Origin of the sequence: Asaia sp. As-1742 (assembly GCF_011753235.1) — a bacterium.
Lineage (GTDB): Bacteria > Pseudomonadota > Alphaproteobacteria > Acetobacterales > Acetobacteraceae > Asaia > Asaia bogorensis_B.
This window is the reverse complement of the sequence record NZ_VWWA01000010.1, coordinates 21,672-46,228: the sequence shown is the minus strand read 5'-3', so window position 1 is coordinate 46,228 and position 24,557 is coordinate 21,672. Positions and strand designations below refer to the sequence as shown.

20 protein-coding genes and 1 pseudogene are annotated in these 24,557 nt (G+C 58.4%); 6 read left to right on the top strand and 15 right to left on the bottom strand.

The window, feature by feature from the left end; all coding sequences use genetic code 11:
* Positions 1–3: 3 nt before the first annotated feature.
* Complete coding sequence (locus F3J08_RS13325) at positions 4–1,326, bottom strand: DUF1800 family protein (protein WP_166930595.1); 1,323 nt, start codon at positions 1,324–1,326, stop codon at positions 4–6.
* 263 nt (positions 1,327–1,589) lie between these two features.
* On the opposite strand from F3J08_RS13325, the gene gmk reads away from it, so the two are divergent.
* Both gmk and tcuC read left to right on the top strand, forming a co-directional pair.
* A complete protein-coding gene (gmk, locus tag F3J08_RS13320) occupies positions 1,590–2,228 on the top strand; it encodes a guanylate kinase (protein WP_023979648.1) in 639 nt (212 codons plus the stop codon).
* Between the two features lie 168 nt (positions 2,229–2,396).
* Positions 2,397–3,683 carry a tricarballylate/proton symporter TcuC gene (gene tcuC / locus F3J08_RS13315; RefSeq protein ID WP_166930593.1) on the top strand — a complete coding sequence of 429 codons (1,287 nt, stop codon included), beginning with the start codon at positions 2,397–2,399 and terminating at the stop codon, positions 3,681–3,683.
* 73 nt (positions 3,684–3,756) lie between these two features.
* On the opposite strand, the gene F3J08_RS13310 is transcribed toward tcuC, so the two are convergent.
* Genes F3J08_RS13310 through sdhC form a run of 4 tightly spaced genes read right to left on the bottom strand, consistent with a single transcriptional unit; the run spans position 3,757 to position 7,212 of the window.
* Complete coding sequence (locus F3J08_RS13310) at positions 3,757–4,536, bottom strand: succinate dehydrogenase iron-sulfur subunit (protein ID WP_166930591.1); 780 nt, start codon at positions 4,534–4,536, stop codon at positions 3,757–3,759.
* Between the two features lie 11 nt (positions 4,537–4,547).
* Positions 4,548–6,350: a succinate dehydrogenase flavoprotein subunit gene (gene sdhA, locus F3J08_RS13305; RefSeq protein ID WP_166930589.1), complete on the bottom strand. Its 1,803-nt coding sequence runs from the start codon at positions 6,348–6,350 to the stop codon at positions 4,548–4,550.
* A complete protein-coding gene (gene sdhD, locus F3J08_RS13300) occupies positions 6,350–6,754 on the bottom strand; it encodes a succinate dehydrogenase, hydrophobic membrane anchor protein (RefSeq protein ID WP_023979651.1) in 405 nt (134 codons plus the stop codon). The genes sdhA and sdhD overlap by 1 nt, the downstream gene beginning before the upstream one ends.
* The gene (gene sdhC / locus F3J08_RS13295) at positions 6,751–7,212 is read right to left on the bottom strand and encodes a succinate dehydrogenase, cytochrome b556 subunit (protein WP_240149349.1); all 462 of its coding nucleotides are present in this window, start codon (positions 7,210–7,212) and stop codon (positions 6,751–6,753) included. The genes sdhD and sdhC overlap by 4 nt, the downstream gene beginning before the upstream one ends.
* A gap of 247 nt (positions 7,213–7,459) precedes the next feature.
* Here sdhC and zapE point away from each other — a divergent pair, with 247 nt between their 5' ends.
* Positions 7,460–8,584, top strand: a complete 1,125-nt coding sequence (gene zapE / locus F3J08_RS13290) for a cell division protein ZapE (RefSeq protein ID WP_166930587.1) — start codon at positions 7,460–7,462, stop codon at positions 8,582–8,584.
* 459 nt (positions 8,585–9,043) lie between these two features.
* Here the strand turns inward: zapE and F3J08_RS13285 are convergent, their stop codons facing one another.
* The 3 genes and pseudogenes from F3J08_RS13285 to F3J08_RS13275 form a co-directional block, all read right to left on the bottom strand.
* The gene (locus F3J08_RS13285; RefSeq protein ID WP_240149348.1) at positions 9,044–10,456 is read right to left on the bottom strand and encodes a retropepsin-like aspartic protease; all 1,413 of its coding nucleotides are present in this window, start codon (positions 10,454–10,456) and stop codon (positions 9,044–9,046) included.
* 1 nt (position 10,457) lies between these two features.
* Positions 10,458–10,914: pseudogene (locus tag F3J08_RS13280) on the bottom strand (transposase); the annotation flags it as partial.
* A 97-nt stretch (positions 10,915–11,011) separates the two neighbouring features.
* Positions 11,012–11,692 carry a hypothetical protein gene (locus F3J08_RS13275; RefSeq protein WP_166930583.1) on the bottom strand — a complete coding sequence of 227 codons (681 nt, stop codon included), beginning with the start codon at positions 11,690–11,692 and terminating at the stop codon, positions 11,012–11,014.
* Positions 11,693–11,823: 131 nt separating this feature from the next.
* On the opposite strand from F3J08_RS13275, the gene F3J08_RS13270 reads away from it, so the two are divergent.
* Together F3J08_RS13270 and F3J08_RS13265 are read left to right on the top strand one after the other, a co-directional pair.
* Entirely contained in the window at positions 11,824–12,261 is a 438-nt protein-coding gene (locus F3J08_RS13270; protein ID WP_166930581.1) for a transposase, read from the top strand.
* Positions 12,213–12,665: a transposase gene (locus F3J08_RS13265; RefSeq protein ID WP_166930635.1), complete on the top strand. Its 453-nt coding sequence runs from the start codon at positions 12,213–12,215 to the stop codon at positions 12,663–12,665. Before F3J08_RS13270 ends, F3J08_RS13265 begins: the two co-directional genes overlap by 49 nt.
* Positions 12,666–12,788: 123 nt before the next feature.
* Here the strand turns inward: F3J08_RS13265 and F3J08_RS13260 are convergent, their stop codons facing one another.
* On the bottom strand, positions 12,789–13,787 hold the full coding sequence (locus tag F3J08_RS13260; RefSeq protein WP_162922177.1) for a hypothetical protein: 999 nt from the start codon (positions 13,785–13,787) through the stop codon (positions 12,789–12,791).
* Between the two features lie 1,473 nt (positions 13,788–15,260).
* Between F3J08_RS13260 and F3J08_RS13250 the strand changes: the two genes are divergently transcribed.
* Positions 15,261–16,469, top strand: a complete 1,209-nt coding sequence (locus tag F3J08_RS13250; RefSeq protein ID WP_166930579.1) for a Hint domain-containing protein — start codon at positions 15,261–15,263, stop codon at positions 16,467–16,469.
* A gap of 112 nt (positions 16,470–16,581) precedes the next feature.
* Here the strand turns inward: F3J08_RS13250 and F3J08_RS13245 are convergent, their stop codons facing one another.
* The 6 genes from F3J08_RS13245 to F3J08_RS13220 all read right to left on the bottom strand — a co-directional run bounded on the left by F3J08_RS13245 (position 16,582) and on the right by F3J08_RS13220 (position 24,527).
* Positions 16,582–18,705, bottom strand: coding sequence for a M3 family metallopeptidase (locus tag F3J08_RS13245; RefSeq protein ID WP_166930577.1), 2,124 nt, complete (start codon positions 18,703–18,705; stop codon positions 16,582–16,584).
* A gap of 83 nt (positions 18,706–18,788) precedes the next feature.
* On the bottom strand, positions 18,789–19,418 hold the full coding sequence (locus F3J08_RS13240) for a YigZ family protein (protein WP_166930575.1): 630 nt from the start codon (positions 19,416–19,418) through the stop codon (positions 18,789–18,791).
* Between the two features lie 311 nt (positions 19,419–19,729).
* Positions 19,730–21,112, bottom strand: coding sequence for a DNA repair protein RadA (gene radA / locus F3J08_RS13235; protein ID WP_166930573.1), 1,383 nt, complete (start codon positions 21,110–21,112; stop codon positions 19,730–19,732).
* Between the two features lie 209 nt (positions 21,113–21,321).
* Positions 21,322–22,110 (bottom strand): ABC transporter ATP-binding protein, encoded by a 789-nt coding sequence (locus F3J08_RS13230; protein WP_122038579.1) that lies wholly within the window; start codon positions 22,108–22,110, stop codon positions 21,322–21,324.
* Positions 22,107–22,892, bottom strand: coding sequence for an ABC transporter permease (locus tag F3J08_RS13225; protein ID WP_023979657.1), 786 nt, complete (start codon positions 22,890–22,892; stop codon positions 22,107–22,109). Before F3J08_RS13225 ends, F3J08_RS13230 begins: the two co-directional genes overlap by 4 nt.
* A 222-nt stretch (positions 22,893–23,114) precedes the next feature.
* The gene (locus F3J08_RS13220) at positions 23,115–24,527 is read right to left on the bottom strand and encodes a GIN domain-containing protein (RefSeq protein WP_166930571.1); all 1,413 of its coding nucleotides are present in this window, start codon (positions 24,525–24,527) and stop codon (positions 23,115–23,117) included.
* Positions 24,528–24,557 lie beyond the last annotated feature (30 nt).

Below are 24,557 nucleotides of genomic sequence, written 5' to 3'. Positions count from 1 at the left end.
GGGTCAGCGCCTCTGGAACTCGGGTGAAGAGAAAAGCAGGGTGAAAGCGTCGCGCCGTGACCCGGCATGTTGCATGGCCAGATTTGTGGCGGGGCGTAGCAGGGGGCCTAATGCGACCTGAGCCACGGTCTCGGGGTTCTGTTCGGTCAGCCTGCCAGCAAAGCGATAGGCCCAGTCGGCTCGGGCCATCATATCGGCAGGGGCCGACCAGTCCGGCGCAAGGTCGCTCCACCCGTTGGGCATGGGGGCATCCCAGACCGGCTGACCCATCGCGCCACAGGCGGCCGCCAGTATCATGGCAGGGGCGTGAAGGTCGTACGGGTTGCTCGTATCCGCGCCGATTAGCGCCGGTATCGTTCCCGTGGCACGCAGGGCGGCGGCTGCATATTCCATGGGTGTACGCAGCTTGCTGCCGTGCGGTGTTGCTCCTGCCAGATCGACAAGGGCCCGGGTCGCATCCTGCAGATTGCCGCCACTACGCTGCAAGGCGGTCATGATGGGGGCGATCTGGGCAGGTGTCGGGGTGTCGGTCAGGAAATGCCGGGCGAGTTGCGTGGCGATATGCTTGTGCGTTGCGGGATGCGTACCCAGAAATTGCAGGGCCGCAACGCCGCCCGCCTCGCCCTCGGGGAAAACCTGGCCAAGCAGCATCTTGCTACCCGGTTGGTGGGCGCGGGGATTGAAGCGGAATCCCGGTGCCTCGGCTTTCATGTCCACGCCCCAGCCGGTCAGGATTGCCGCAAAATTCGTGACGTCGTTCTGTGTGTAGCCAGAGGCAGGCGAGAGCGTGTGCAACTCCAGACATTCCCGCGCCAGATTTTCGTTCAGGCCGCGATGCTGCTTCAGGCCGGCGGGACTGTCCGGCCCGATCGAGGCGACATTGTCGAGATACATCAGCATGGCCGGATGGCGCATGACGGCAGTCAGCATATCGACGAAGCGTCCGGTCACATGCGGGCGTATGGCCTCGCGCATATAGGCCCCGACGACCGCTTTCGTACGATCCTGCCTCTGGCTGACCGTGAAGTGATTGAACCAGAACCACACCAGCCTCTCGCGAAAGGGCTGCACGCCATCGAGCACGGCGTCGAGCTGGGCGGTTATCTCCGCTTGCAGAATGGGTTTGACCAATGGGTTGCCACGCAGTTTTTCCTGTCGCTGCGTACGCAGTGCCACCAGACCATCGGCGCTCGAGCCAAGGGCACCCCAGGACCGGCTTTGCGGGCCTTCAAGCTGCGCCATCAGCCATTGACGCCCTGAATCAGGCGTTGGGGCATCGGGGCAAGCACCCCAGCCAAAGCGGTTTTCCATATCGACAGCCTGCATGATCTCTCCTGACGAGGACCGGGATGCGTGGTGACCGGAGTGCATTTTGATTGTGTCGAACTGTGTAGGCGCTTTGTGGCGTAAAAACAGCTGTTTTGTAACGATGACGCTCATAGTGGATGACGGGGAGGGGCGGCCCTGAACGCCAGACGAATCGCCGCGCTCTGTCCACGGAGCGGGGGGACCTATGCTCCCATGTTTTCAAATCCTGCCCGAACGGCTATGGCTCAGCACGAGTGATGACCTGGGAGTGGAGGTGTAACATGACGACCATAGCAAGACGTGGCGTCTGCCTCGTGATTTCGGCACCCTCCGGCGCAGGGAAATCGACCATTGCCAATGCGCTGCGCGCGGGTGATTCCAGCCTTGCCCATTCCGTATCGGTCACCACGCGTGCCCCGCGTCCCGGCGAGAAAGAGGGCATACATTACCATTTTCGCAGCATGGACCAGTTTCGCGACATGGCCGCGAAAGGGGAGTTGCTGGAGTGGGCCGAGGTGTTCGGTCGCGGCTACGGCACACCCCGTGCGCCCGTCGAGGCCGCGCTCGCCAGTGGGCGGGACATGGTGTTCGATATTGACTGGCAGGGGCACAGGCTCCTGCGCGCGGCGCTGCCGGACGACGTGGTAAGCCTTTTCGTGCTCCCCCCCTCGATGAAGGAGCTCGATCGCCGCCTGCGCTCGCGGGCTTCGGATGCGGAATCCGAAATCGACAAGCGCATGGGCGCGGCTCTGGCCGAAATTTCGCACTGGAGCGAATTCGATCATGTGATCGTCAATGCTGAACTTGATCGCGCCGTGCGGGAAGCACAGTCGATTCTGGTCGCAGCGAGGCTCAAAACGAAGCGTCAGCATGGCTTGGCTGATCTCATGAAGGAATATGAGGCGAACAAGCCCGGCTGAGAGCCGGGTGCGTGTGGTGATAACTGCCCTGTACTGACAGTATACCTGCACTTTGCCTGCATCATTTCGCATGATGCCTGTTTGTCGTTAGGATGGATTTCATCCTGCGGGCCGGAACCCCCGGCCTGGCAGATCTGACATCTATCACGACAGAGGCGAACCCGCATCATGACAAACGAGCCGCCCTCACGCCGTCGTCTTGCCAAGGCCGTAGGCCAGGTCGCGAGCGGCAACATGCTCGAAATGTATGACTTCATGGTGTTCGGCTATTACGCTGCCGATATCGGCAAGGCGTTTTTCCCCTCGGGCAACGCCCAGGCGGAGTTGATGTCGTCTTTTGCCACGTTCGGTGCCGGGTTTCTGATGCGCCCACTCGGTGCGCTTGTGCTTGGCGCCTATGTTGATCGTATCGGGCGGCGCAAGGGGCTTATCCTCACGCTCACCCTCATGGCCATTGGCACCATGACCCTGGCCCTGACGCCCAGTTACAAGAGGATCGGTTTTCTCGCGCCGCTTCTGGTGTTGCTCGGGCGGCTGATCCAGGGGTTTTCCGCCGGGGTCGAGGTGGGATCGAGTTCTGTCTATCTGTCCGAAATCGCCACGGAGAAAAATCGTGGTTTCATCGTGGCTTTCCAGTCTGCCTCCATCCAGCTGGCCGTCGTGCTGGCCGCGGCAATCGGATTTGGCCTGACATCCCTGCTGGGCGGTCCGGTCATGTCGGCGTGGGGGTGGCGAATTCCGCTCGCACTGGGCTGCATGATTGTGCCTGTGCTCATATTCCTGCGGCGCAATCTGCAGGAGACCGAGGCTTTCTCCTCTCAGGCCACGCATCCCGGCATTTGGGAGATTGCGGTGTCTTTGGTTCGTAACTGGTATGTGGGGCTGATTGGTATCCTGACCGGTGTGATGAGCACGGTCTCGTTTTATGTAATCACCGCCTATTGCCCCGCTTTCGGTACACGCGTGCTGCATCTGGGGCGACAGGATGCGCTGCTGGTCACGCTTTGCGCGGGGCTTGCCAATCTGGTTCTGGTCCCGGTTTTCGGACTGGTTTCCGACAGGATCGGGCGCAAGAAGCTGCTGATTGGCGCCACAGCGCTCGTGCTGTGTATGGTATGGCCGATGATGAAATGGCTCGTGGCCGCCCCAAGTTTCGGCAGGTTGCTTGGCGTCGAGCTGATGCTGGCGGTGCTCTACAGCGCCTATAACGGGGCGGCCATCGTCTGGCTGACCGAGATCGTTCCGCCGCGCATCCGCACAACGGGATTTTCGCTGGCTTATAGTCTCGCCACCTGCATTGGCGGGTTCAGCCCGGCTGTCTGTACCTGGCTGATCGAGCATACGGGTGACCGCGCCATGCCGGCGCTGTGGCTCTCGGGGGCAGCGCTTTGCGGGTTGCTGGCCGCTATCGTGTCGCGGCCCTATGTGGAACGAAGCGCACACCCAATGGTGTAATGAGCCCCTCAACAGAAAAGGCCGGGAGATTTTCCCGGCCTTTTTCCTTATCCTGATGGCTGATGCGGAGACTCTATTCCCGCTCGACCTGCAGTTTCTTGATATTGGCGATGGCCTTGGCCGGGTTCAGACCCTTGGGGCAGGTCTGGGTACAGTTCATGATGGTGCGGCAGCCATAGAGCTTCATGGAATCATCCAGCGCTTCCAGTCGCTCGCCCGTATGGTCGTCGCGGCTGTCCATAATCCAGCGATTGGCGGCCAGCAGCGTGGCTGGCCCGAGATAACGGTCGCCATTCCACCAATAGGACGGGCAGGACGTGCTGCAGCAGAAGCACAGGATGCACTCCCACATGCCATCCAGCTTTTCGCGCTCTTCCACGCTTTGCAGGCGTTCGGTATCGGGCGGCGGCGGGGTGTCGCTTTTTAGCCAAGGCTGGATGGATTCAAGCTGTGCGTACGCGCCGTTCAGGTTGGGCACCAGATCCTTGACCACGGGCATGTGCGGCAGCGGATTGATCCTGACCGTGCCCTTGATCGAACTGATGGGCTTGAGACAGGCCAGCGTGTTCTCGCCATCGATGTTCATGGCGCAGGACCCGCAGATACCCTCGCGGCAGGAGCGGCGGAAGGTCAGCGTCGCGTCGATATGGTCCTTGATATACAGCAGCGCGTCGAGAACCATCGGTCCGACCTTGTCGAGATCGAGTTCATAGCTGTCGAGGCTCGGATTGGACTCGTCATCGGGCGACCAGCGATAGACCTGAAACGTGGCCTTGCGCTTGGCTTCGGCAGGCGCCGGATAGAATTTGCCGGGGCGGGTCGTGCTGTTTTTGGGCAGGCGGAGTTCAACCATGGTGAGGCTCCTCAGTAAACACGTTTCTTGGGCGGGAAGACCTCGACATCATTGGTCAGGGTCTGCATCCGCACCGGCCGGTAGAGCAGGCTCACCGCACCATCCTTATCGAGATAGGAGACGGTATGTTTCATCCAGTGCTCGTCATCGCGTTCGGGATAATCGTCATGGGCATGGGCGCCACGCGTTTCGTGGCGTGCATGGGCACTTTCGATCGTAACCGTCGCGTTGGCCAGCAAATTCGCGAATTCCAGGGCTTCCATCAGATCGCTGTTCCAGATCAGCGAGCGATCGGCCAGCCCCATATGCTGCGCGTCTTTCCAGAGTTCCCGGATTTTCTCGCATCCGTCAGCGAGGGATTTCGTGTTGCGGAACACGGCTGCATGACTCTGCATGATGCGCTGAAGGCGCTCACGCAGTTCCGCCACGGTAAACTTGCCTGAAGCCTCGCGGATCTGGTCGAACTTGGCCAGAATGGCCTCGCCCGCCTCCTTGGGCAGCGGTGGTACCGGCACGCTGGGATCGATGATCTCGGCAGCTCGCTTGCCAGCCGCACGACCGAACACGATCAGATCAAGCAGGGAGTTCGTCCCCAGACGGTTGGCACCATGCACGGAAACGCAGGCGGCTTCACCGACCGCCATCAGTCCGGGCACGACAGCTTCGAGATTGTCCTTGGTGGGGCGCAGGACCTCGCCGTGCAGATTGGTCGGTACACCGCCCATATTGTAATGGACCGTGGGCAGCACCGGAGCGGGCTCCTTGGTCACGTCCACCCCGGCGAAAATGCGCGCGGTTTCAGAGATGCCGGGCAGACGCTGGTGCAGCAATTCCGGGCCGAGATGCTCCAGATGCAGCATGATATGGTCCTTTTTGGGACCACAGCCACGGCCTTCATTGATCTCGATGGTCATGGCGCGTGACACGACATCGCGCGAGGCCAGATCCTTGGCGGTGGGCGCGTAGCGCTCCATGAAGCGCTCGCCCTCGGAATTGGTCAGATAACCGCCTTCACCGCGACAGCCTTCCGTGAGCAGACAGCCCGCCGGGAAAATGCCGGTAGGATGAAACTGCACGAATTCCATGTCCTGTGTCGGCACACCGGCGCGCATGGCCAGACCGCCACCGTCGCCCGTGCAGGAATGGGCCGAGGTGCAGCTCTGGAAGGCGCGCCCGTAACCGCCGGTTGCGAGTACGACCATCTTGGCGCTGAAGCGATGAATAGAGCCGTCATCGAGGCACCAGGCCACGATGCCGCGACATGCCCCATCGTCATCCATAATCAGGTCGAGCACGTAATATTCGACGTAGAAATCGACTCGATGCTTGAGGCATTGCTGATAGAGCGTGTGCAGGATGGCGTGGCCGGTGCGGTCGGCAGCGGCACAGGCGCGGGCCACAGGGGCCTTGCCATATTCGCTCATATGGCCGCCAAACGGACGCTGATAGATCTTGCCGTCTTCCGTGCGTGAGAAGGGAACGCCGAAATGTTCCAGCTCCATCACGGCGCTTTCGGCCTCGCGGCACATGAACTCGATGGCGTCCTGATCGCCCAGCCAGTCCGACCCCTTGACGGTGTCGTACATATGCCAGCGCCAGTTATCCTCGGACATATTGCCAAGCGAGGCACCAATCCCACCCTGGGCGGCCACGGTATGGCTGCGTGTGGGGAAAACCTTGGTGACGCAGGCTGTGCGCAGGCCACCGGCCCCCATGCCCAGCGTGGCACGCAGGCCCGAACCGCCCGCACCCACGACCACCACGTCATAGGCGTGATCGACAATACGGTATTTCCTGACGGATTCCGCGCTCATTATTTTGCCTCCGTCGTGCGGGTCATGAGGATACGGGCGAGCGAGGCGCAACCGAGCGCCACGAAAAGAAGCGTGCTCAGTCGAATGACCAGACGCAGGCCGAAGCGTCGCCAGCCTCGCGAATAATCGGAAGCCACGACTTCCAGTCCGAGCTGAGCGTGCCGGCCTGTCAGCGCAATCAGCAATCCAAGCGGGGCAGCGTTCTGCACGCGACCTGCCCAGGCCAGAATGGCAGCGCGGTCACGTCCGGCCAGACGCAGGATCTGGGCGACACCCCATATGGAAAGCGGGCCGAGCAGTACGGCTGAGATACGCTCAGCCGTCCAGTGCTCGGCCCCGTCGGCCATGCCGCCAAGCCCCTTTGCACGCGCCAGAGGCGTGCGCATGTCGGAAGAACGGTTCATGCTTTTGTTCCCTTGTTGCGCAGCCGGGAGAGGGCGACAAAGGCCGTGACAAGCGCAACCGAGAGCCCGGCCGTGGCAAAGACCGAACGCCGCCCGTCCTCGTCGATTTCCTTCTTCTCGAAGCGTGCGCCGCTATCCCAGATCAGATGGCGGATGCTGGCGACGAAATGGTATAGTGTGGCGACGCCCCAGCCGAGAAACACCAGACGCCCCAGCGGATGCGTTGCCACGCGCTGGGCACGTGCGAAGGCGCGTGGGCCCTGTGCCAGGGCAGCAAGCCATGCCACAGCCAGACCTGCACCGAGGGACGAGGCGACACCCGATATGCGATTGCCGATCGAGAGCGCCATGGAGAGGCGGAAACGATAGATATCCAGATGCGGCGACATGGGCCGTCTGATGGGCCGCCCCTCTGTGTCGGTGCCGTGATAGAACGCTTCACGTCCGTCGGAAGCCATGGCGATACCTCTGAATTCTGTGTTCGGGCTGGGCGATACATTACCCACATAGTCTCATTCAGATGGTTCGTCATGTGCATATTGATGTGAGAATTGGCACTGATTTTGTCTTGTATGTTACGGATTTGGCCCGTTTTTTCCGATATTGCGCCTCACCAATGCGTGACATTTCACAAGGGGCGCGTTCTGTTCGAGGGCGTGTTAGGAGGGGGGCACAAACCCGTAATGCGCGACAAGAGAGAGTTCGATGTCTGACGTGAGTTTCGCCCCGCTTTCCTCGACGACCAGCGCGGTATTTGGCACATATAAACGTCTTGTCGATCAGGGACAGATCGAGGCCGATGACGCGCAACGGGAAGCCGCACTTGCTCTGGACCGGCTCGCGCAGGCGCTCCTGGCGCGCGAAGGAGCAAAACCGGGGCTGTTCTCCCGTCTTGCCAGACGCAAGCCCGAGCCGATCCGCGGGCTTTATCTTGTCGGGCAGGTGGGACGGGGAAAGACCATGCTCATGGATCTGTTCTGCCGCGAGGTCAGTCTCACCAAAAAGCGGCGCATCCATTTTCATGTGTTCATGCAGGAGGTGCTTCGCGCCCTGCACAAGGGGCAGAGCCGGGCCGAGCGCCGTGAGGACCCGGTGCACGAGCTGGCGGACCGGATTCATGAACAATATGAGCTGCTCTGCTTCGACGAATTCCAGATCAACGATATGTCCGACGCTGTGCTTGTCCTGCGTCTGCTCGATCGGGTTATGGCATTGGGGACTGTAGTTGTCGCGACATCCAACACAATCCCCGCTGACCTGATGAAGCATCAGGTTCAGAACCGTGCGACCATGCGGCCCTATCTAGAGGCCTTTGCAGGCTGCATGACGGTAATGACGCTGGACTCCGCCCGTGACTACCGCCGGGGACGCGAGATCGATGCACAGACATGGCTTGTTCCGGATTCGGAAGAAAACCGTGCGCATCTGCGACAGCGCTTTGAAACTCTGACCGATACCCGTGCCGAACCCGGTTCTGTGGCCATTGGATCGCGTCAGATAAGCGTCCCGGCATGCAGTGGTGACGTGGCGTGGTTTACCTTCGAGGCCTTGTGCGGCGAGGCGCTTGGGCCAGCCGATTATCTGGCTATTGTGGGCAGATTTCGCACGCTTTTCATCGAGGGGATCCCCGTTCTTGTGCCGGATCAGTTCGACAAGGCGCGGCGTTTCATCACGCTGGTTGATGTCATGTACGAAAACCACACGGCATTATTCGCCAGTGCAGCGGCAGAGCCTGAGGCGCTGTACCAGACCGGTGAAAATGCAAAGGCTTTTGAGCGGACCGCGTCGCGCTTGGATGAAATGCGGTCGAGTGGGTGGGTGACGGTCTAGGAAGGGCTGGAGCAAGGCTCGTCTGGTGCGCCGGGCGATGAGGATCATGTTCATTGAAACGTCCAGGCGACGCCAGTGGGTCATTCAGCCGAAGGTGCGTTCAACCACCCATTGAGGGGGCAGAAGAACGACGTTTTTCGCACTGTCCAGGCAGCGAACGATCATCGACGATGAAGTCCGGCCAAGCCTCCTTGTCCATCGATTGGAGGCGGTCATAGGTCTCATCGGCAAACAGATCCGCGGTAGAGGCAGGCTTTGCGTTTCTCGAAGCCGGGGGGATTTCGCCCACGGGGTGATGGCTGTTAACGCTCGGTTTCAGGGTGGTGAGACTTTCGTTCCATTCGACGGGAAAGCCCTGAGGCTTCTGCAGCCACAGGGGGAGGTGGCTTTGTTTCTATGGGTAGAACCAAATAGCGGGAGCTCGACACCCTTAACGGTGTCGAAGGAGAATCATATCCCTCAGTTTGCGCGCTGCACCGAGGGTTTGTGGCCTGTTTTATAAGGTGTCAGACAGGCGACATGCTCTGTCATGTCCAGGCTGAGACGGGCGTGCTTGAGGATGCCAGAAGGGATCAGTGTATCTGGCATGGATGACTGGATATATTTAATGCGATCCTGGACGGTAAAGTCCGGAAACGCGACTGTGGCAGGGGCCGTTGTCGTTCGATAGGTGACCTTCCCGGCGACAGTCGTCAGCAACCTCGTTTGTGCTCTTCCCGCGAGATGGGCAGGCAGGGTTGGGGTACGTATCGACAGGATTGACGTTGCGTTATCGCCCGTGTCGAGACCGGCAGTTTCTTTCTGTCCATCGCGTTCATACGGGAAGATCAGACGAGATTCGACGCCTGCCATGACCGAGGCCATGCGGAGTGGTTCATGACAATCGAACGGTGCGTGGGGCCCAAAACGCAGCATGGTCGAGTCGATGGTGAGATGCCTCAATTGACCCAGCTGGAGGAGGCCGAGTACCGGGAAGGGGATGGGAGCGACCGTGAAAAGCTGGTTTTTGAGCACGGTCTTGCCCAGCCTGACTTCTGGCACGATGACATAGTTGATCGACATGTTCCTGCGAAACCCGTCCGAACCTCGTGTCGATCTGACGATAACCGGCAGATGATAGCGCGTTACATAGCTGCGCGGGATTACGCCCGCCAGACTGCCTGTATCCAGAAGGGCCCAGTCATTCTGGCCGAATAAAGTGGCCTGTACCTGCACGTCGATCACGTGCCGTCCGTCGTTGTCATTGCTCGTGACCAGCAGGGGCATCTGCTCTTCATCCGAGGCGATCACCGAGGGATTGGTAACAGACGAGGCGGGGACGAGCGGTGTCAGCAGGGTCAAATTGGGGAATTTGAGGTTTGGCAGTTCGTAGAAGGCGCGTATGGGCGCGAAATAGACGTGCTCCAGCCAGGTCGTACGCTCGATCCAGCCAGAAAGATCGCTGCTGAGAAACAGATTGCCGTAGCGAAGTGATTCACCCAACAGCAGAAGAGCATTGAGTTCCTGAGTCGTATCCGCGTGATGTCCGACGAGCCGCAAGCCTCGGTCCAAAGCGGCATTGGAGGCTGTGTAGTCTCCATTGATTCGGGCCAGACCGGCATCCGCCAGGGTGATCAGATACTGGTCAACAGACGATAGGGGCGCTTTCTGTGCCATACGATCGCGTATGGCCAAAAGGGCAGGCTGGTTTCCTGCCCGTATGGAAGCGACGATCCCGTCTTTATCGATGGGATCAATGACGGGATCCGTGACGGGAGGTATCCCGAATGGGCTGACGGCAAATCCTTGTACGCGCGGCGTTGCCTGCGCCTGCGGATTCCCTGGCAGGAGGGCAAGGCTCCCCAGGATTAGGGAACGTATGAGCAGGCGCATGGCGGGATTTCCTGAGAGATGTTGTGGGAGGATTTTGGGCATTATGTTGCTTTGGAGCCGCCACCAGTGTTGCATCCAGGATCTGGCCTGACATCGACAGAAAGCCGACCCTCCTCAGGGTAGCGTCAAAGCGATTGAACAAATCGTCGATCGCGCCAGCCGTGTCAGTTACTCACGAAACAGCCATATCATCATGGCATTAGGTGCGCGACTGACAGGCCCGGACCGAGGAAGCGCATGAGGGAAAGGCGGTCATTGATCAGGTACTCGGTTCGTTCATCGGACAAATTATTCGGCATCTGGATCAAAAAGATTTTGAACATCAGCATCGGATCACACGGCAGGCGGCCGCCTTTGCTTCCGCCTGAATATGCCGGAGCCTTATCCAGATCGGCTCGAAACGCTTCGAAATCCACATTCTGGAAAAACGCTTTTAGCTGATCGCCAAGCCCACTCAAGCAGGTTTTTTACAAGATGATCCCCCAAAATTACAATACTGCCAATAAAACAAAATAAATAAATCAAAGAATAAAAATTTTATCGATTTATATTTCCCTACAAGTCAGGCCCTACAAAATACTCATTCGAGAAAATAAAAGTACCATTCACACCAGGATTTATTATATCGAGTATAGATTGCATCTCAGGTATAGTTATATCCTGACCGTCAGCGAAGGGGCGTGGATTATAAATAAAGACAAAATTAGAATTTATATAATTCAATGGAACGCTTTCATCTATTAAATCTACCTTGTTTAGCAACAGGCCCACTGCTACTAATTTTTTATCTTGATCGAGAATCATTGTCCCAAAATCATTGGCGCGTCCAATATCCGAACTTCCTCCAAGTGCAATAAATCCGTCTTTCCGCGCTGTTGCGGCAGTGTCATGATGCTGCCAAGTAGTCTTCATCGTGCGATCCAGTCTTTTCCGCGATGCATCGTTGAACTGTGACAGGTTGGCATTTTTATACATGTTTTGAGCACAGCTCAGCAGTAGCGCAGCTCCCTTAGGATTGACGATCCTGTAGTCGGCAAAGCAAAGCTCGGCTGGGCTTCCATCCGGGAGCTTTTTCCCTTCCGAAAAAGAGGGAATATCCGGGAAATAGCATTTATTTTCTTCCGCGTGCAAATTTCCTGGAAAAATCAGTGCATAAGCTAGCATTGACATTATCATACGCAATTTAATCATGATTATTTCTCCAAAGTTTTCTTGCGTTGATGATATATCAATCATCGTGAGGATCTCGGCTCTTTATATACTCAGAAGCCCCAGAGAGATCTCCAGCATGGATTTTGCTAGGTTTCGTCGACAAAGGTTGCCAGTAACGTCCGTGATTGATTCAACGCTGCCTTTTGGAGGCGTCGTTGGGCGAGCGAATTGGGCTTTCGGACGAGGTATGGACAATCATCGGGACGCTGCTTACGCCTGAGACGGGTCGTGGCTGCCGCCCTGCACGAGGTAACCGGCTGTATCTCAAGGGTATAATGTGGATTGCCCGAACAGGGTCGCAATGGCGGCACCGGCCTGATGACTATGGTAAATGGAACACCGTGTTCCGACGTTACCGGCGATGGGTGATGACGGGCGTGTTCGACGCGATGCGCGAAACGCTGGCTGAAATGGTGGAGCGAGATGCCACCGCTGAGATGATCAACAGCACACTGGTCCGAGCACATCATTGTGCCGTCGGTATAAAAAAGGGTCTCGGTAAACCGAGGCGCTTGGCCGATCGGGTGGTGGTTTCACCACCAGACTGCACGCCCGATGCGACGCCAGGGGGCGGCTGCTCGGTTTTGTCCTGACGCCGGGACCGTCCCACGATATCCATTGCTTCGGCCCGCTATTCCGCATGATCGCTAACAAGATCGAGGCGTTACGGGCAGGCAAGGGTTACGATGCCGACGTCATTCGTGAGGAGCTTGCCACGGCCGAAATCGAGGCGGTCATCCCGGCCAAAAACAACCACCGCACCCCTATCCCTCATGATGGAACCAGATACTGCTGGCGCAATCTCGTCGAGCGCCTTTTCAATAAATTCAGGAACTGGCGACGCATCCCCACCCAATATGACAAAACCAAGGAACCACATCTTGGCTTTGTCAGTCTCGTGTCGACACTTCGGCGGATACCCCTTGTCCATGAAACCCAGGAAGGGGCGGAGCAAGGCTCGTCTGGTACGCAAGGCCAGTTCGACGCCGGGTCGTGAGCTTTGCCAATATGGCATCCGGCCATGGTGCCTCCAGATGCTGTGTACCTGCCATCCAGCATTGTGGCTTTCATGGTCATTCGCTTGGTTGAGTCAGCGTGGGCCTGAGCAATGAGAGCATGTTTAGAGAAACTGATCATTGCTGAACTGGGGTATATAGCGCGGTGTTGGCCTGTAATACGACAGGGCAGAATTCGAAAATGCAAGTTCGCACTCTGTTACGCACTCTCTGAACCAGAGATGATCCGGCTCCAGATTTTTGGCGGCGTGCGCGGACAAGAGGGCATCTTTGTAATCTCCTTTGATCATGAGCGCCTTGGCGCGAAGATAGTAGGCCATCCCCCTGCCAGGGTCCCTTTCGATGATACGGTTACAGATATCCAGTGCCTCGAGATAGGCATCGGTTCTCAGTAACAGTGCTGTCAGGTCTATCGAATGTTCGAGCTGATCAGGCTCCAGTGCTACGGCCTGCCTCTGCCAGAAGGCTGCATCTCCAATATCGCCGGTCTTGGCTATAATTCGGGCCGCGGTACTGATGTAACGTGCATGGGAGGGGTTCTTTTCGCTCGCAGTCTTGGCAAGAGAGAGAGCCCAATTCAGATGTCCTTTGCGCGATGCCCGCTTTGCCAGAGTAGCATGATATTTACTGGTTTCACGCCTTCTCATCCGTGCAGACACAGTCGTCTCTCTGGCCGAGAATGTGTCATAGATGATGGAAAGGACACTCTCGGTGAGGAGCGATAATTCGGAGAGATAGATCCCGGCCGAGTGACCTGCATGAGGGAGTCTTACTTCCGTTATGTGAATATCCTCCTTTATGCGAGACACCTGCCGGTTGTCGTTGACATCGTAAGGGTCGTAGAAAACGACAGCATTGGATATCTGGTCGATTTTCGCGCCAGCATCGTATCTGAAACTGATTGATTTCGATTCTCCCCACCTGTCTTCGAAGGGGCAAACAGCCGGATCAATCGAGTATTGGGGTGAAATGGCTATTGCAGCCTGCGCCTTGACACGTGACGCAAAACGGATGGCAGCATAGGCCCCCATGCTCGCCCCGTAAGACACGACGCGGCTATACGGTCGGGTATGGGCTGCAATGGCATCCAGCGCCTGATCCATTTCCGGATACTGATACCAGTCATTATCCTTGCTCATGACGTGGATGGCATCGATAGATCTTTCCGACAGAAAGACCTCGCCAAAGCCGCTTCGTTCGAGGGATCGCGTACTGTTGTGACAGTCAAACGTAATCACAAGATGCGAACGAGCGAACCCTCCCACGAAGCGTACGAGGAGATTTTCAGATCGGAAGATCACCGTACTTGTCATGGATGCAATATCCTCATGTAAGGCTTGCAGTGACCATAATGTGGGTAACGGATCGAGTCACTCGATAACAGTGTGGCTCCTGTGGCTGTTACAAAAAATCCTCTTCGTTTCTTCGCTCGATTTGCTTCCTGCACATGCCCGCACACTCGTCTGGGATAAGTGCCGACTGGCTACGAGCCGGCTGGGAATAGTTGCGGATAGCCGTTTCGTTGGGTGAAATTGGTGCCCATCGCGACGAGGAGCATGGCCTGTGAAACGTTTTGGCGCCGCCAGCGGGCTATGTAGCCGTCAATGTGTTTCACGACCTACCGAGAGGATGGAACCGCAAGTCCTTCGATGCGTCCCGACGATGGAGGATCCTGACGACGTCTCCCGGGCAACTCGCCTTGTCCAGCCGTTGGAGGTGGTCATAGGCTCGCCCGGATTACCGATGCTTTTCCCATGGCCAGCGCTCGCGGATCGCATTCAGGATCACTGCGGCTATTGGGCTGGCTTCTCGTCTTGCCCGCTTCCGATCGAGCATCAGTTCAACGTCATTGATGGTCGGAAGACAGGAACCACTGCGCCAGTTTGCTGAACCAGCTACAGACCGTACGTCAGCGGTGGAAATGGATTGGCAGCGTATGTCCGCTGCAACTCAGGCGGACCGGATATCGGACCACGTTAATCACCTCGCAGAACTCGACATCCCGCGGATGGCCGATACACACCGGTTCGGGCGTCAGCGGCGCAATCCGCTCCCATCCTCCGTCCGTCATGTCAGATGGATAGCGCTTTGCCCCTCAGGCAATCCCGGGCATTCGGGCCCTCTGCTCTGATGTTTACTCCCAAAGCCTGAATCGCGCTCCAGTGGCTTTCCAGGGTGAGCTTTGATAGCGCAACGCCGTACTTGGTACCAACTTGAGAGAACCGCCAAACGCTGCGTCACCGAAATTTTTTCGGGCTTATGCTTGATCTATATTTATAAATGGGTGAAATTATCATTATTGACTGGTAATCAATAATAAAAAAGTGAAAGAGGGACCCATGCAGATCTATAGGGAATTCTCTGGTGATCTCCATACCAGTATTTTTGGCCCCACTTATTGGAACTATGTCTCAGTTTATGCCGCTACCTCGGATGATGCGCGTGTTGTTTTTGACGGGTGTGACGACTCAATTCCTGCGCCATCGACAGGAAGCGCCAACAATCCAACCTACCTCAGGGGAAAATTCGCGATATACATCGATCCGTCTGCATGTTTGAAGACAACAGTGACGTTCATGCAGAATTATACCACGCTTATCCACTACCAGACCAATGATCAAACGAATGGCATTGATATTTACATAGACTATAATTACTTCGATATTTCGGTAGAATATCAGGGGCAGCCGATCGCGATCAGTAATCTGACAAGCTACATGGGGCCATACGCAGGCAAGGTGGAATTTGCGCCATGCTATCTTCCAGGCACCCTGATCGAGACCCCAGAGGGGGAGCGTGCCGTCGAATCGCTGCGTGCCGGAGACAAGATCATCGTCTATAGCGCTGACGGACGGTCAACGAGAACGATCACTTCGATCGGTTGCGGCCAGTCGAATGTCTGTGCGTCCGCTTTCGACGATTTGTCAGGATGGCCGGTACGTATAATCAAGGGCGCCTTGTCGGAGGGCATTCCCTACAAGGATCTGCTAGTCACCTCGGAGCATTGTTTATACCTCAACGGGTGCTTCGTTCCTGTGAGAATGCTCGTCAATGGTCTCACCATTTTTTACGACAAGACCGTAAGTTGTTTCAATTACTACCATATCATCATGGAGCCACATGCCATTGTCCGGGCGAATGGCGTTCTGAGTGAGTCGCTTATCGGCATGGGTCACAGTGACCTTTTGCATGACCAGTCAGGTTTCTCGTTATCCGCCCTCATGGGCGACTGGAACAGTGCTGCGGCCCCCCTTAATACAGAGCGCACATTTGTCGAGCCACTTTACAGAGAGCTGGAAGCACGAGCCTGCCTGATAACCGGCGAGAGGCCTCGGCCACCTGCTTCGCTATGTGAGGACCCAGGGCTGTATCTCGTGACGGATGCTGGCAGATGTATCGAGGGACAGCCGGGGACGCATGGCGTCGTACATTTTGCCGTTCCGCATGCGGTGCAATCTGTCCATATCATGAGCAGAACCAGTCGTCCTTGCGATGTGTATGGTCCTTTCGTCGACGATCGTCGTCTTCTGGGTGTGCTCGTGGGAGACATCATGATGGAAACCGGGGGTGTCTGTAATCCGGTGCGTACGCATATCGAACAAATCGATCTCGCTGGTTGGCAGGCCGAGGTTGCCGGGGACATGCGCTGGACAACAGGGGGCGCTTTGCTGCCGCTCCCCAAGCGGAAGCACGAGGGGCTTGCCAGACTCTCTATCGAGATCCGGCATGCGGGCCCTTACAGGATGTCTGAAGCCATCGGGGTGGATCTGAAGCAATCAGCCTGAAGTGACGCCCGGAAGTAAGGCTGCCTGCGTGACGCACAGGCAGCCGCATTTGTATTGAGACAGGATAGGGTTCCAAGGGCCCAAAACAGGAAGCCCGTGGAACGAGTATTTCTTACTTGCCGTCAGACACCAGGCCGCGATGGGCCAGCATGGGACCAATCTCGGGGGCCTTGCCGTAGAAGGCCTTGAACATCGGGCCGTAATCCATGGTGTGTCCCTTGGACAGGATCATGTCACGGAAGCGCTGGCCGTTTTCACGTGTCAGGCCGCCATGCGACTGGAACCATGAGAACACATCCTGATCGAGCATTTCGGTCCAGAGATAAGCGTAATATCCGGCCGAGTATCCATTGCCCCAGATATGCAGGAAGTAGCTTGAACGATAGCGCGGCGGAACGTTCGCGACGTCGAGGCCGGTCTCGTTGAGTGCCTTGGCTTCGAACTGATCCACATCCTGACGCGGCGCATCGGCCGAGAGACCGTGCCATGACATGTCGAGCTGCGCTGCCGCCACGATTTCACCCAGTGCATAGCCCTGATTGAAATGTGCGGCTTTCTTGATCTTGGCGACCAGCTCGGCCGGCATCGGGGCGCCGGTCTTGTAGTGGCGGGCATAATGGGCGAACACCTTCGGATCCATCGCCCAGTTCTCGTTGAACTGTGAGGGGAACTCGACGAAATCGCGCGCAACCGCCGTACCGGAAAGCGTGGGATAGGTCTGGCTGGCAAACAGACCATGCAGCGCGTGACCGAATTCATGGAACATGGTCGTCACGTCGTCTGACGTGATCAGCTGCGGCTGGCCGGGCGCCGCCTTGGTGAAGTTCGCCACGTTATAGATAACCGGACGCGTCTTCAGCAGGTCGCTCTGACCCACGAAATTCGACATCCAGGCGCCACCCGATTTGTTGTCGCGCTTGAAATAGTCGAAATACATCAGGCCAAGCGGCGAGCCGTCCTTGTCCTTGACTTCGAAGACCATGACATCGGGGTTATAGACCGGGATGTCCTTGCGGGGCTCGAAGGTGATTCCGTAAAGCTGGTTTGCTGCATAGAATACGCCATCTGTCAGCACGGTATGCAGCTCGAAATAGGGCTTCACATCGTTCTGGTTGAGGTCGAATTTCTGCTTGCGGACGCGCTCGGCGTAGTAATTCCAGTCCCACGGCTTGAGTGTGAAACTCTGATGGTCTTCACCGATGGCCTTTTGCAGCTCGGCAGCCTCACGATGCTGTTCGGCAGCCGTTGCCGGCACGAGCTGGTGGATGAAGCTGTTCACAGCTGCCGGCGTCTTGGCCATCTGGTCATACAGCGTATAGGCAGCGTAATTGGGGTAGCCGAACAGGGCGGCCTTTTCGGCGCGCAGCTGGGCGATTTCCGCAATCGTCTGGCGGGTGTCGTTGGCGTCGCCCTTTTCCGCACGGGTCCAGCTCTGGTTGAACAGGGCTTCACGCGTGCTACGGTCGCTCAGAGAAGCGAGATCGGGCTGTTGCGTCGTGTTCTGCAGCGGCAGGACATATTTACCTGTCAGCTTGCGTCCTTCGGCGGCCTTCTGGGCAGAGGCAACGGCGCCGTCATCGAGCCCGGCGAGCGCCTCTTTCTTGTCCACAACCAGAGCGCCGGCCTTGGCGCTGGCAATCAGCTTCTGGTTATAGGCGGTTTCGAGTTTGGACAGCTGGGTATTGATGGCGCGCAGCTTCTGCTGGTCGGCATGATTCAGCTCAGCGCCCGAATGGACGAATTGCTGGTAGTAAACCTCCAGCAGCATCGCCTGCTCGGCGTTCAGGTTCAGCTTGGCGCGGTTGTCATAAAGCGTCTTGACGCGGTGGAAGAGCTTGGGATTGAGATAGATCTCGTCCTGATGCTGGCTGAGCTTGGGCGCTTCCTTGCTGTCGATAGCGTCCATGGCGTCGTCCTTGTCCGCCGAGTAGACACCATAGAACACGCTCTGGGCGCGGTTCAGCAACTGGCCCGAACGCTCCATGGCGACAATGGTGTTGTCGAAGGTCGGCGCAGCCTTGTTGTTGGCAATCGCCTGCATTTCCTTCAGCTGGTCGGCCATGCCCTTTTCAAAGGCCGGCACGTAATCACTGTCCTTGATCTTGTCGAAGGGGGGGGCCTGATAGGGCAGCGGGCTTGCCTGAAACAGCGGGTTGGCAGGGGCAGCCAGCGCCGTGGAAGACAGAAGGGGGAGGGCAACAGCTGCCAGAGCCGCAGCGTGTCTGAAAACGGGCATGAACAAGGATCCTACGATCGTAACATGATATGTTACCGTAGGAAGGAAACGAAGAGGCGTCAAACCGCCTGCATGATGTTCCGCTAACGTACCGGATTATCCTGCTCACCGGGCAGGTCCTGTTCATCATCATCCAGCACGCGAACCGGGCCGCCGCGCAGCAGATCCTGCAGAACAGCCTGCACGGCTTCAGAGCGTGAGAGGGGAATGTCGAGTGAGAGCGTGGCCCCGGTCTCATCGAAACAGCAGCTCTCCTGAGTGGCCTCCCACTCCGCCAGTCTGGCCTGAACGATGGGCAGCAGGCTGAACGAGGCATGAAAGCCAAGACGTTGCATGGGCACGATCTCAACCGCCTCGCCCTGTTTCAGGCAGGAAGCCGCTGCCCCGCCATAGGCGCGCACGAGACCGCCAGCGCCCAGCTTGATGCCACCGAACCAGCGCACGACAATGACCGCCACCCGGTCGAATTCCTGTGAGTCGATGGCCTGCAGAATGGGGCGTCCCGCCGTGCCACCCGGCTCGCCATCATCGAAGCTGCGATACCGCCCCCCGATGCGCCATGCCCAGCAATTATGAGTGGCGTCTGGCACACGCACGCGCTCGAAAAAAGCCAGTGCCTCGGCTTCATGGGCAATCGGCGCAGCATGGACACGGAACAGGCTCTTCTTGACCACAGTGTCCTGCTGCGTTTCAGCCACCAGTGTTCGGGTCATGCGTCCTCAATCCTGCCTCGCCCTTTTTAGGGTTCTGAGTTGCGGTTCTTCTCCGGTCAGGAAGCAGGCCTGAACAGGTTTTGCAAGGGCGGTGGGAACAGGTGTGTCGCGGTCCTGCTCGGGCCACATGATCGTGGCTTTTCAAAAATCCCATGCTTATGAGGTTGCCGCTACCGTAACGTCGACACTGGCGCGGTGATTGCGCACGAGCCGTGAAAAGGAGCGGGTGCCCCGGTTACCGGGCAGTCTTTTGCACCTGTTCGGCACATCCTATGCGGACGCTCATTGCCTGACGGCTCAGGACGACGCGCTTATTCGTCAAGCGGCTGGAACAGCTCCACCAGATCGTTCAGATGACCGATTTCCTTCAGCGCCAGACTCTCAGGAGGTTTCGGGCGTGCGCCTCCGCTCGCCACACGCCGGGGGAGGATGGCCTGTGCGAAGCCGAGTTTCTGGGCTTCCTTGAGACGAAGATCCGTTTGCGAGACCTGACGCACCTCACCGGACAGCCCCACCTCGCCGAAATAGGTTGAGCCCGCCGATGTCGGTACGCCCGTCGCGGCCGAGATCAATGCAGCTGCCACCGCCATATCGCAGGCGGGTTCACTGATCCGCAGACCGCCCGCGATGTTGAGGTGCACATCCATTCCAGCCATCTTGAGGCCGCAGCGGGCTTCAAGAACAGCCAGAAGCATGTTGAGCCGCGCCGTTTCCCATCCGACTACCGCACGTCTGGCTGCGCCTTCACCGGCCTTGGGCGAGACGAGGGCCTGAATTTCCAGCAGGACAGGGCGTGTGCCCTCCATGCCCGCAAAAACAGCCGATCCCGCAATATTGCCGCGCCGTTCTGCCAGAAACAGGGCCGAGGGGTTGGGGACTTCCGTCAGCCCTGTATCGGTCATGGCGAACACGCCAATTTCGTCTGTCGCACCAAAGCGGTTCTTGGCGGCACGAAGGATGCGGAACTGGTGACCGCGATCGCCCTCGAAATACATGACGGCATCGACCATGTGTTCGAGCACGCGCGGGCCTGCCAGAGCGCCTTCCTTTGTGACATGACCGACCAGAACGAGCGAGAACCCGACCGTCTTGGCCAGTCGGATCAGCTCGAAAGCGCAGGCGCGCACCTGAGCGACAGAGCCCGGCGCGCTCTCGATGGTCTCGAGCCACATGGTCTGGATCGAGTCGATAACCACCACATGATGAACGCGGTCCTGCTCCAGCGAACCCGCAATTTCGGACACATTGATACTGGCTGCCAGATCGAGCGTCGGCGCATCGAGTTTCAGGCGGCGCGCGCGCAGGCGTATCTGGTCCACGGCTTCTTCGCCCGACACATACAGTACGCGCCGGCCTGCCTGCGCCAAAGCACAGGTGGCCTGAAGCAGAAGCGTGGATTTGCCAATGCCCGGATCACCGCCCACCAGCACAACAGAGGCCGGAACAAGACCGCCGCCGAGCACGCGATCGAATTCGGCAATCGAGGTCTGGATGCGTGGCGGGGGAGTAAGATCGCCATCCAGATGCATGAGCGTGAGGCGACCTGCACGCTTGCGTGTTTCACGACTGGTCGGCTCGACGGCCTCTTCAACGATGGTGTTCCACTCGCCACAGGCATCGCAGCGACCCGACCATTTGCTGGTGACTGCCCCACAGGCCTGACACACGAAACGGGCTGTGGGACGCTTGGCCATGAGGAACATCTTCCGGTCTGGGGTTCAGATCGGAAGATAGGGCAGATGGGGAAACATAACAAGAACGGCGATGAGGTTCTTCTTTTTCAGAGGAAAAAGAAGCAAAAAGACTTTCAGATTCTAGTCGGAGAAAAACCGGGGGGTTTGATCCCCACCATGGGAAAGAGTTTTTTGGTTCTTTTTTGCAAAAAAGAACGCCCCTTTGTCCCCTAACGCCGCAATTCCATACCAATCGGCCCATCCTTGCGGCCATGGGTAAACTGATCGACCATCGCGTTTCCGCTGTTCATCAGTTCTGACGCCAGCCCCTGCCAGACCAGTTTTCCATGATAGAGCATGGCCGCCCGGTCGCCGATACGCTGCGCCGAGGCCATGTCATGGGTGATGGCAATAGCGGTTGAACCAAGGCGTTTGACGCAATCCACGATCAGCCCGTCAATCACAGCCCCCATGATCGGGTCGAGGCCCGTTGTCGGCTCGTCGAAGAACAGGATGTTGGGTGTGCCTGCAATGGCGCGGGCAAGCCCCACGCGCTTTTGCATACCGCCCGACAGCTCGGAAGGCGCGAGTGCCCCTACCGAGGGATCGAGCCCGACCTGCTTGAGAATATCACCGGCCTGGGCACGGGCTTGTGCCGCACTCAAGCGGTGAGCCTTGCCGCGACCCTTGGCGCGCAGGCCGAACACGATGTTATCGGCCACGCTCATGCTGTCGAACAGGGCAGCATTCTGGAACAGCATGCCAATCTGTTCGACAAGGGCATCGCGTCGTGCGGGGGAAGCGGTAAGCACGTTTTCGCCGTCGATCTCGATCGTGCCGGAATCCGGGGTGATCAGACCGAGGATGCAGCGCAGAAGCACCGATTTGCCACTGCCTGAACCACCGATAATCACCATTGACGTTCCGGCTTCGACATCGAGGTCGATGCCATCCAGTACGGTTTTGGAGCCGAAGGATTTGGTCAGGCCGCGAATGCGGATCTTGGGCAGGGCGCTCATTGGGCGAAGAACAGATCCGTCAGGAGGTAATCGAAAGCGAGAAGCAGGATCGAGGCAGCAACGACCGCAGCCGTGGTGGCCGAACCCACACCCTCGGCGCCGCCACGGCTGGTATAGCCATGATAGCAGCCCATCAGGCTGATGATGAACCCGAACACGGCCGCCTTGGAAAGACCGACCAGCACGTCCAGCGGCTTGAGCGCGTTGAACGTGGCAATGATGTAGTTCTGCGGGTCAAAGCCGAGCTTGGAAACCGAAACGGTAAAGCCGCCGAGCACGCCCAGAATATCGGCAATAAGCACCAGAAAGGGCAGGGCCAGCGTACCAGCCAGAAGGCGCGGCGTAACCAGATACTTCATCGGGTCGGTCGAAAGGGTGCGCAGCGCGTCGATCTGGTCGGTCACGCGCATGGTGCCGATCTCGGCTGACATGGCTGCGCCGACGCGGCCCGCCACCATCAGACCGGCCAGAACCGGGCCAAGCTCACGAACCACGGCCAGAACGACGATTCCAGCAATGGCGCTCTGCACATGGTACTGGGCGAAGCCTGCATAGGACTGGAGTGCGATCACGCCGCCGGAGAAAATCGCGGTCAGCGCCACGACTGGCAGCGAATAGAAGGCGATTTCAATCAGGCTGTTGAAGAACACGCCCCAATAGAAGGGCGGTCGCAGCAGATGCGACAGGCCTGCCAGGGCAAAAAGCGCCAGAGCACCAGCCTTGCGCACGATGCCGAGAAAGGCACGTCCGATGGCCGCAACGGGATCGAGTAGGAAATTCACGGTCAGCAGCTGCCATCAGGGAAGGTCATGCTTCAAGCCCTAGCCTGCCTGACGCGCTACGTCAAAGCCCTCTGTGACGCGAGGATGCACCCCGATCGTCTGCCTTTCCGCGCAGGACACCTGCGACAAACCGGATCGGGATGACGGGGTGTGAGAGGGCTGAATTCTGTCAGCCCACACAGATGCTTCCGGACCGCAGGGCATGTGTGTCAGATGAGGCGGTCAGGCTCCGTTCTGACGCCGGTCCAGATCGCGGAACTGGGTATGCAGGTGGAAGTCGCGCGAGGTGACGCAGGTCTCGACGGCCCCCACACGCCTGTCGAGCTTTTGCAGACGCTCTGTCAGCTCAAGCAACTGCGGAAGCTGGGTCTGTGGCATCGGGTCTGACACACGGGTCATGAGCGACAGAAGGAAAGGCTCGACCTTGCGGGCAAGTGCCGGATGATGGCTTTGAAGGGCCGCGATGATCTTCGGGATGAGACGCCGACGCATCAAGGCAATGGCCAGCACAGCCAGCGCAACCAGCCCGGAGACCATTCCGCTGCTATCGGACAACATAGGAAGGCTCAGCCCGGATTTGCCTGTGCTGGAGGACGTATGCTGCGTGCTGACATGGGTCGTCCCCGACGTGACTGGCGCTACCGGTGGCTCGGGAGGTTCTGGTGGCTCAGGCGGCTCTGGAGGCTCAGGCGGTTCGGGGGTGGAGACGTGAACGCTCTCACTTCCCATGCGACGCAGCGCATCGAAATCAATGATCGTACCATCTGGCTTGATCAGGCGATGGCTGTTGATGCGTGTCCCATCGGCCAGACGCATGTCGTCGGGCGTGATGCGGGTGCCGTTATTCGTGTTGCTGTCGCGCACCACGCCGGTAAAGCGCTCGCCATGGCCGGACGGTATGGCAATTTCGATGCTGCCGCTCGCGCTCGAATGGGCGTGCTCGTCTGCCAGCACCTGATGCACGCGGATATCGCCCGAAGCGCTGGTGCGTAGCGTGGCGTTGCGTGCCACGCCGTCAAAGATGGCGTCACCCGGACCGGACAGCGACACGGCAAGCTGGTCGATGGTGCCACCGCGTATGACGACATCGCCGGGGCCGGTCGTGCCGATCACGACCGAGCGTGCAGTTGCGGTATCGATTTGCGCCTCGCCCGGCCCGGAGGTGGCAAGAATTGCCGGCCCGGTCAGTGTGCCCAGGGAAAGCGCCCCCGGACCGCTGCCCCTCAGCAGAAGGGCGCTCGCCTTGTCGACCGAGATATCGCCCCGGCCCTGACGCAGGGAAAGCGGCCCGTTGACCCAGTCGATATCCAGTTTGTCGTAATTCATCGCGGTGGAGACAATGGCTGCCCCCTCGCGTAGCTGAATTGTGGCATCCTGACCGCAGGCGCTGCCGGTCAGCCACGCGTCGTGGTGACCTGCCTCGAAGGAAAGACCTGCTGGCACCTCCTGCATGTCGGCATTCTGCTGGAGTGCCCCGGCACCCCGGACGTGAATATGGGCGGTACATCCCGCCTCGATATGCAGCGTATAAGGTGCGGCGGCGAGTGCGGCCTCCGGTGTCGTGGGCAAGCTCGTTTCTGCAAGGGCGGGCGATATGGTCAGGACGAGAAAAACGCCCAGGCTGATACGGCTCATGACGTCTGTCCTTTTTTCATGGGGCCGCAG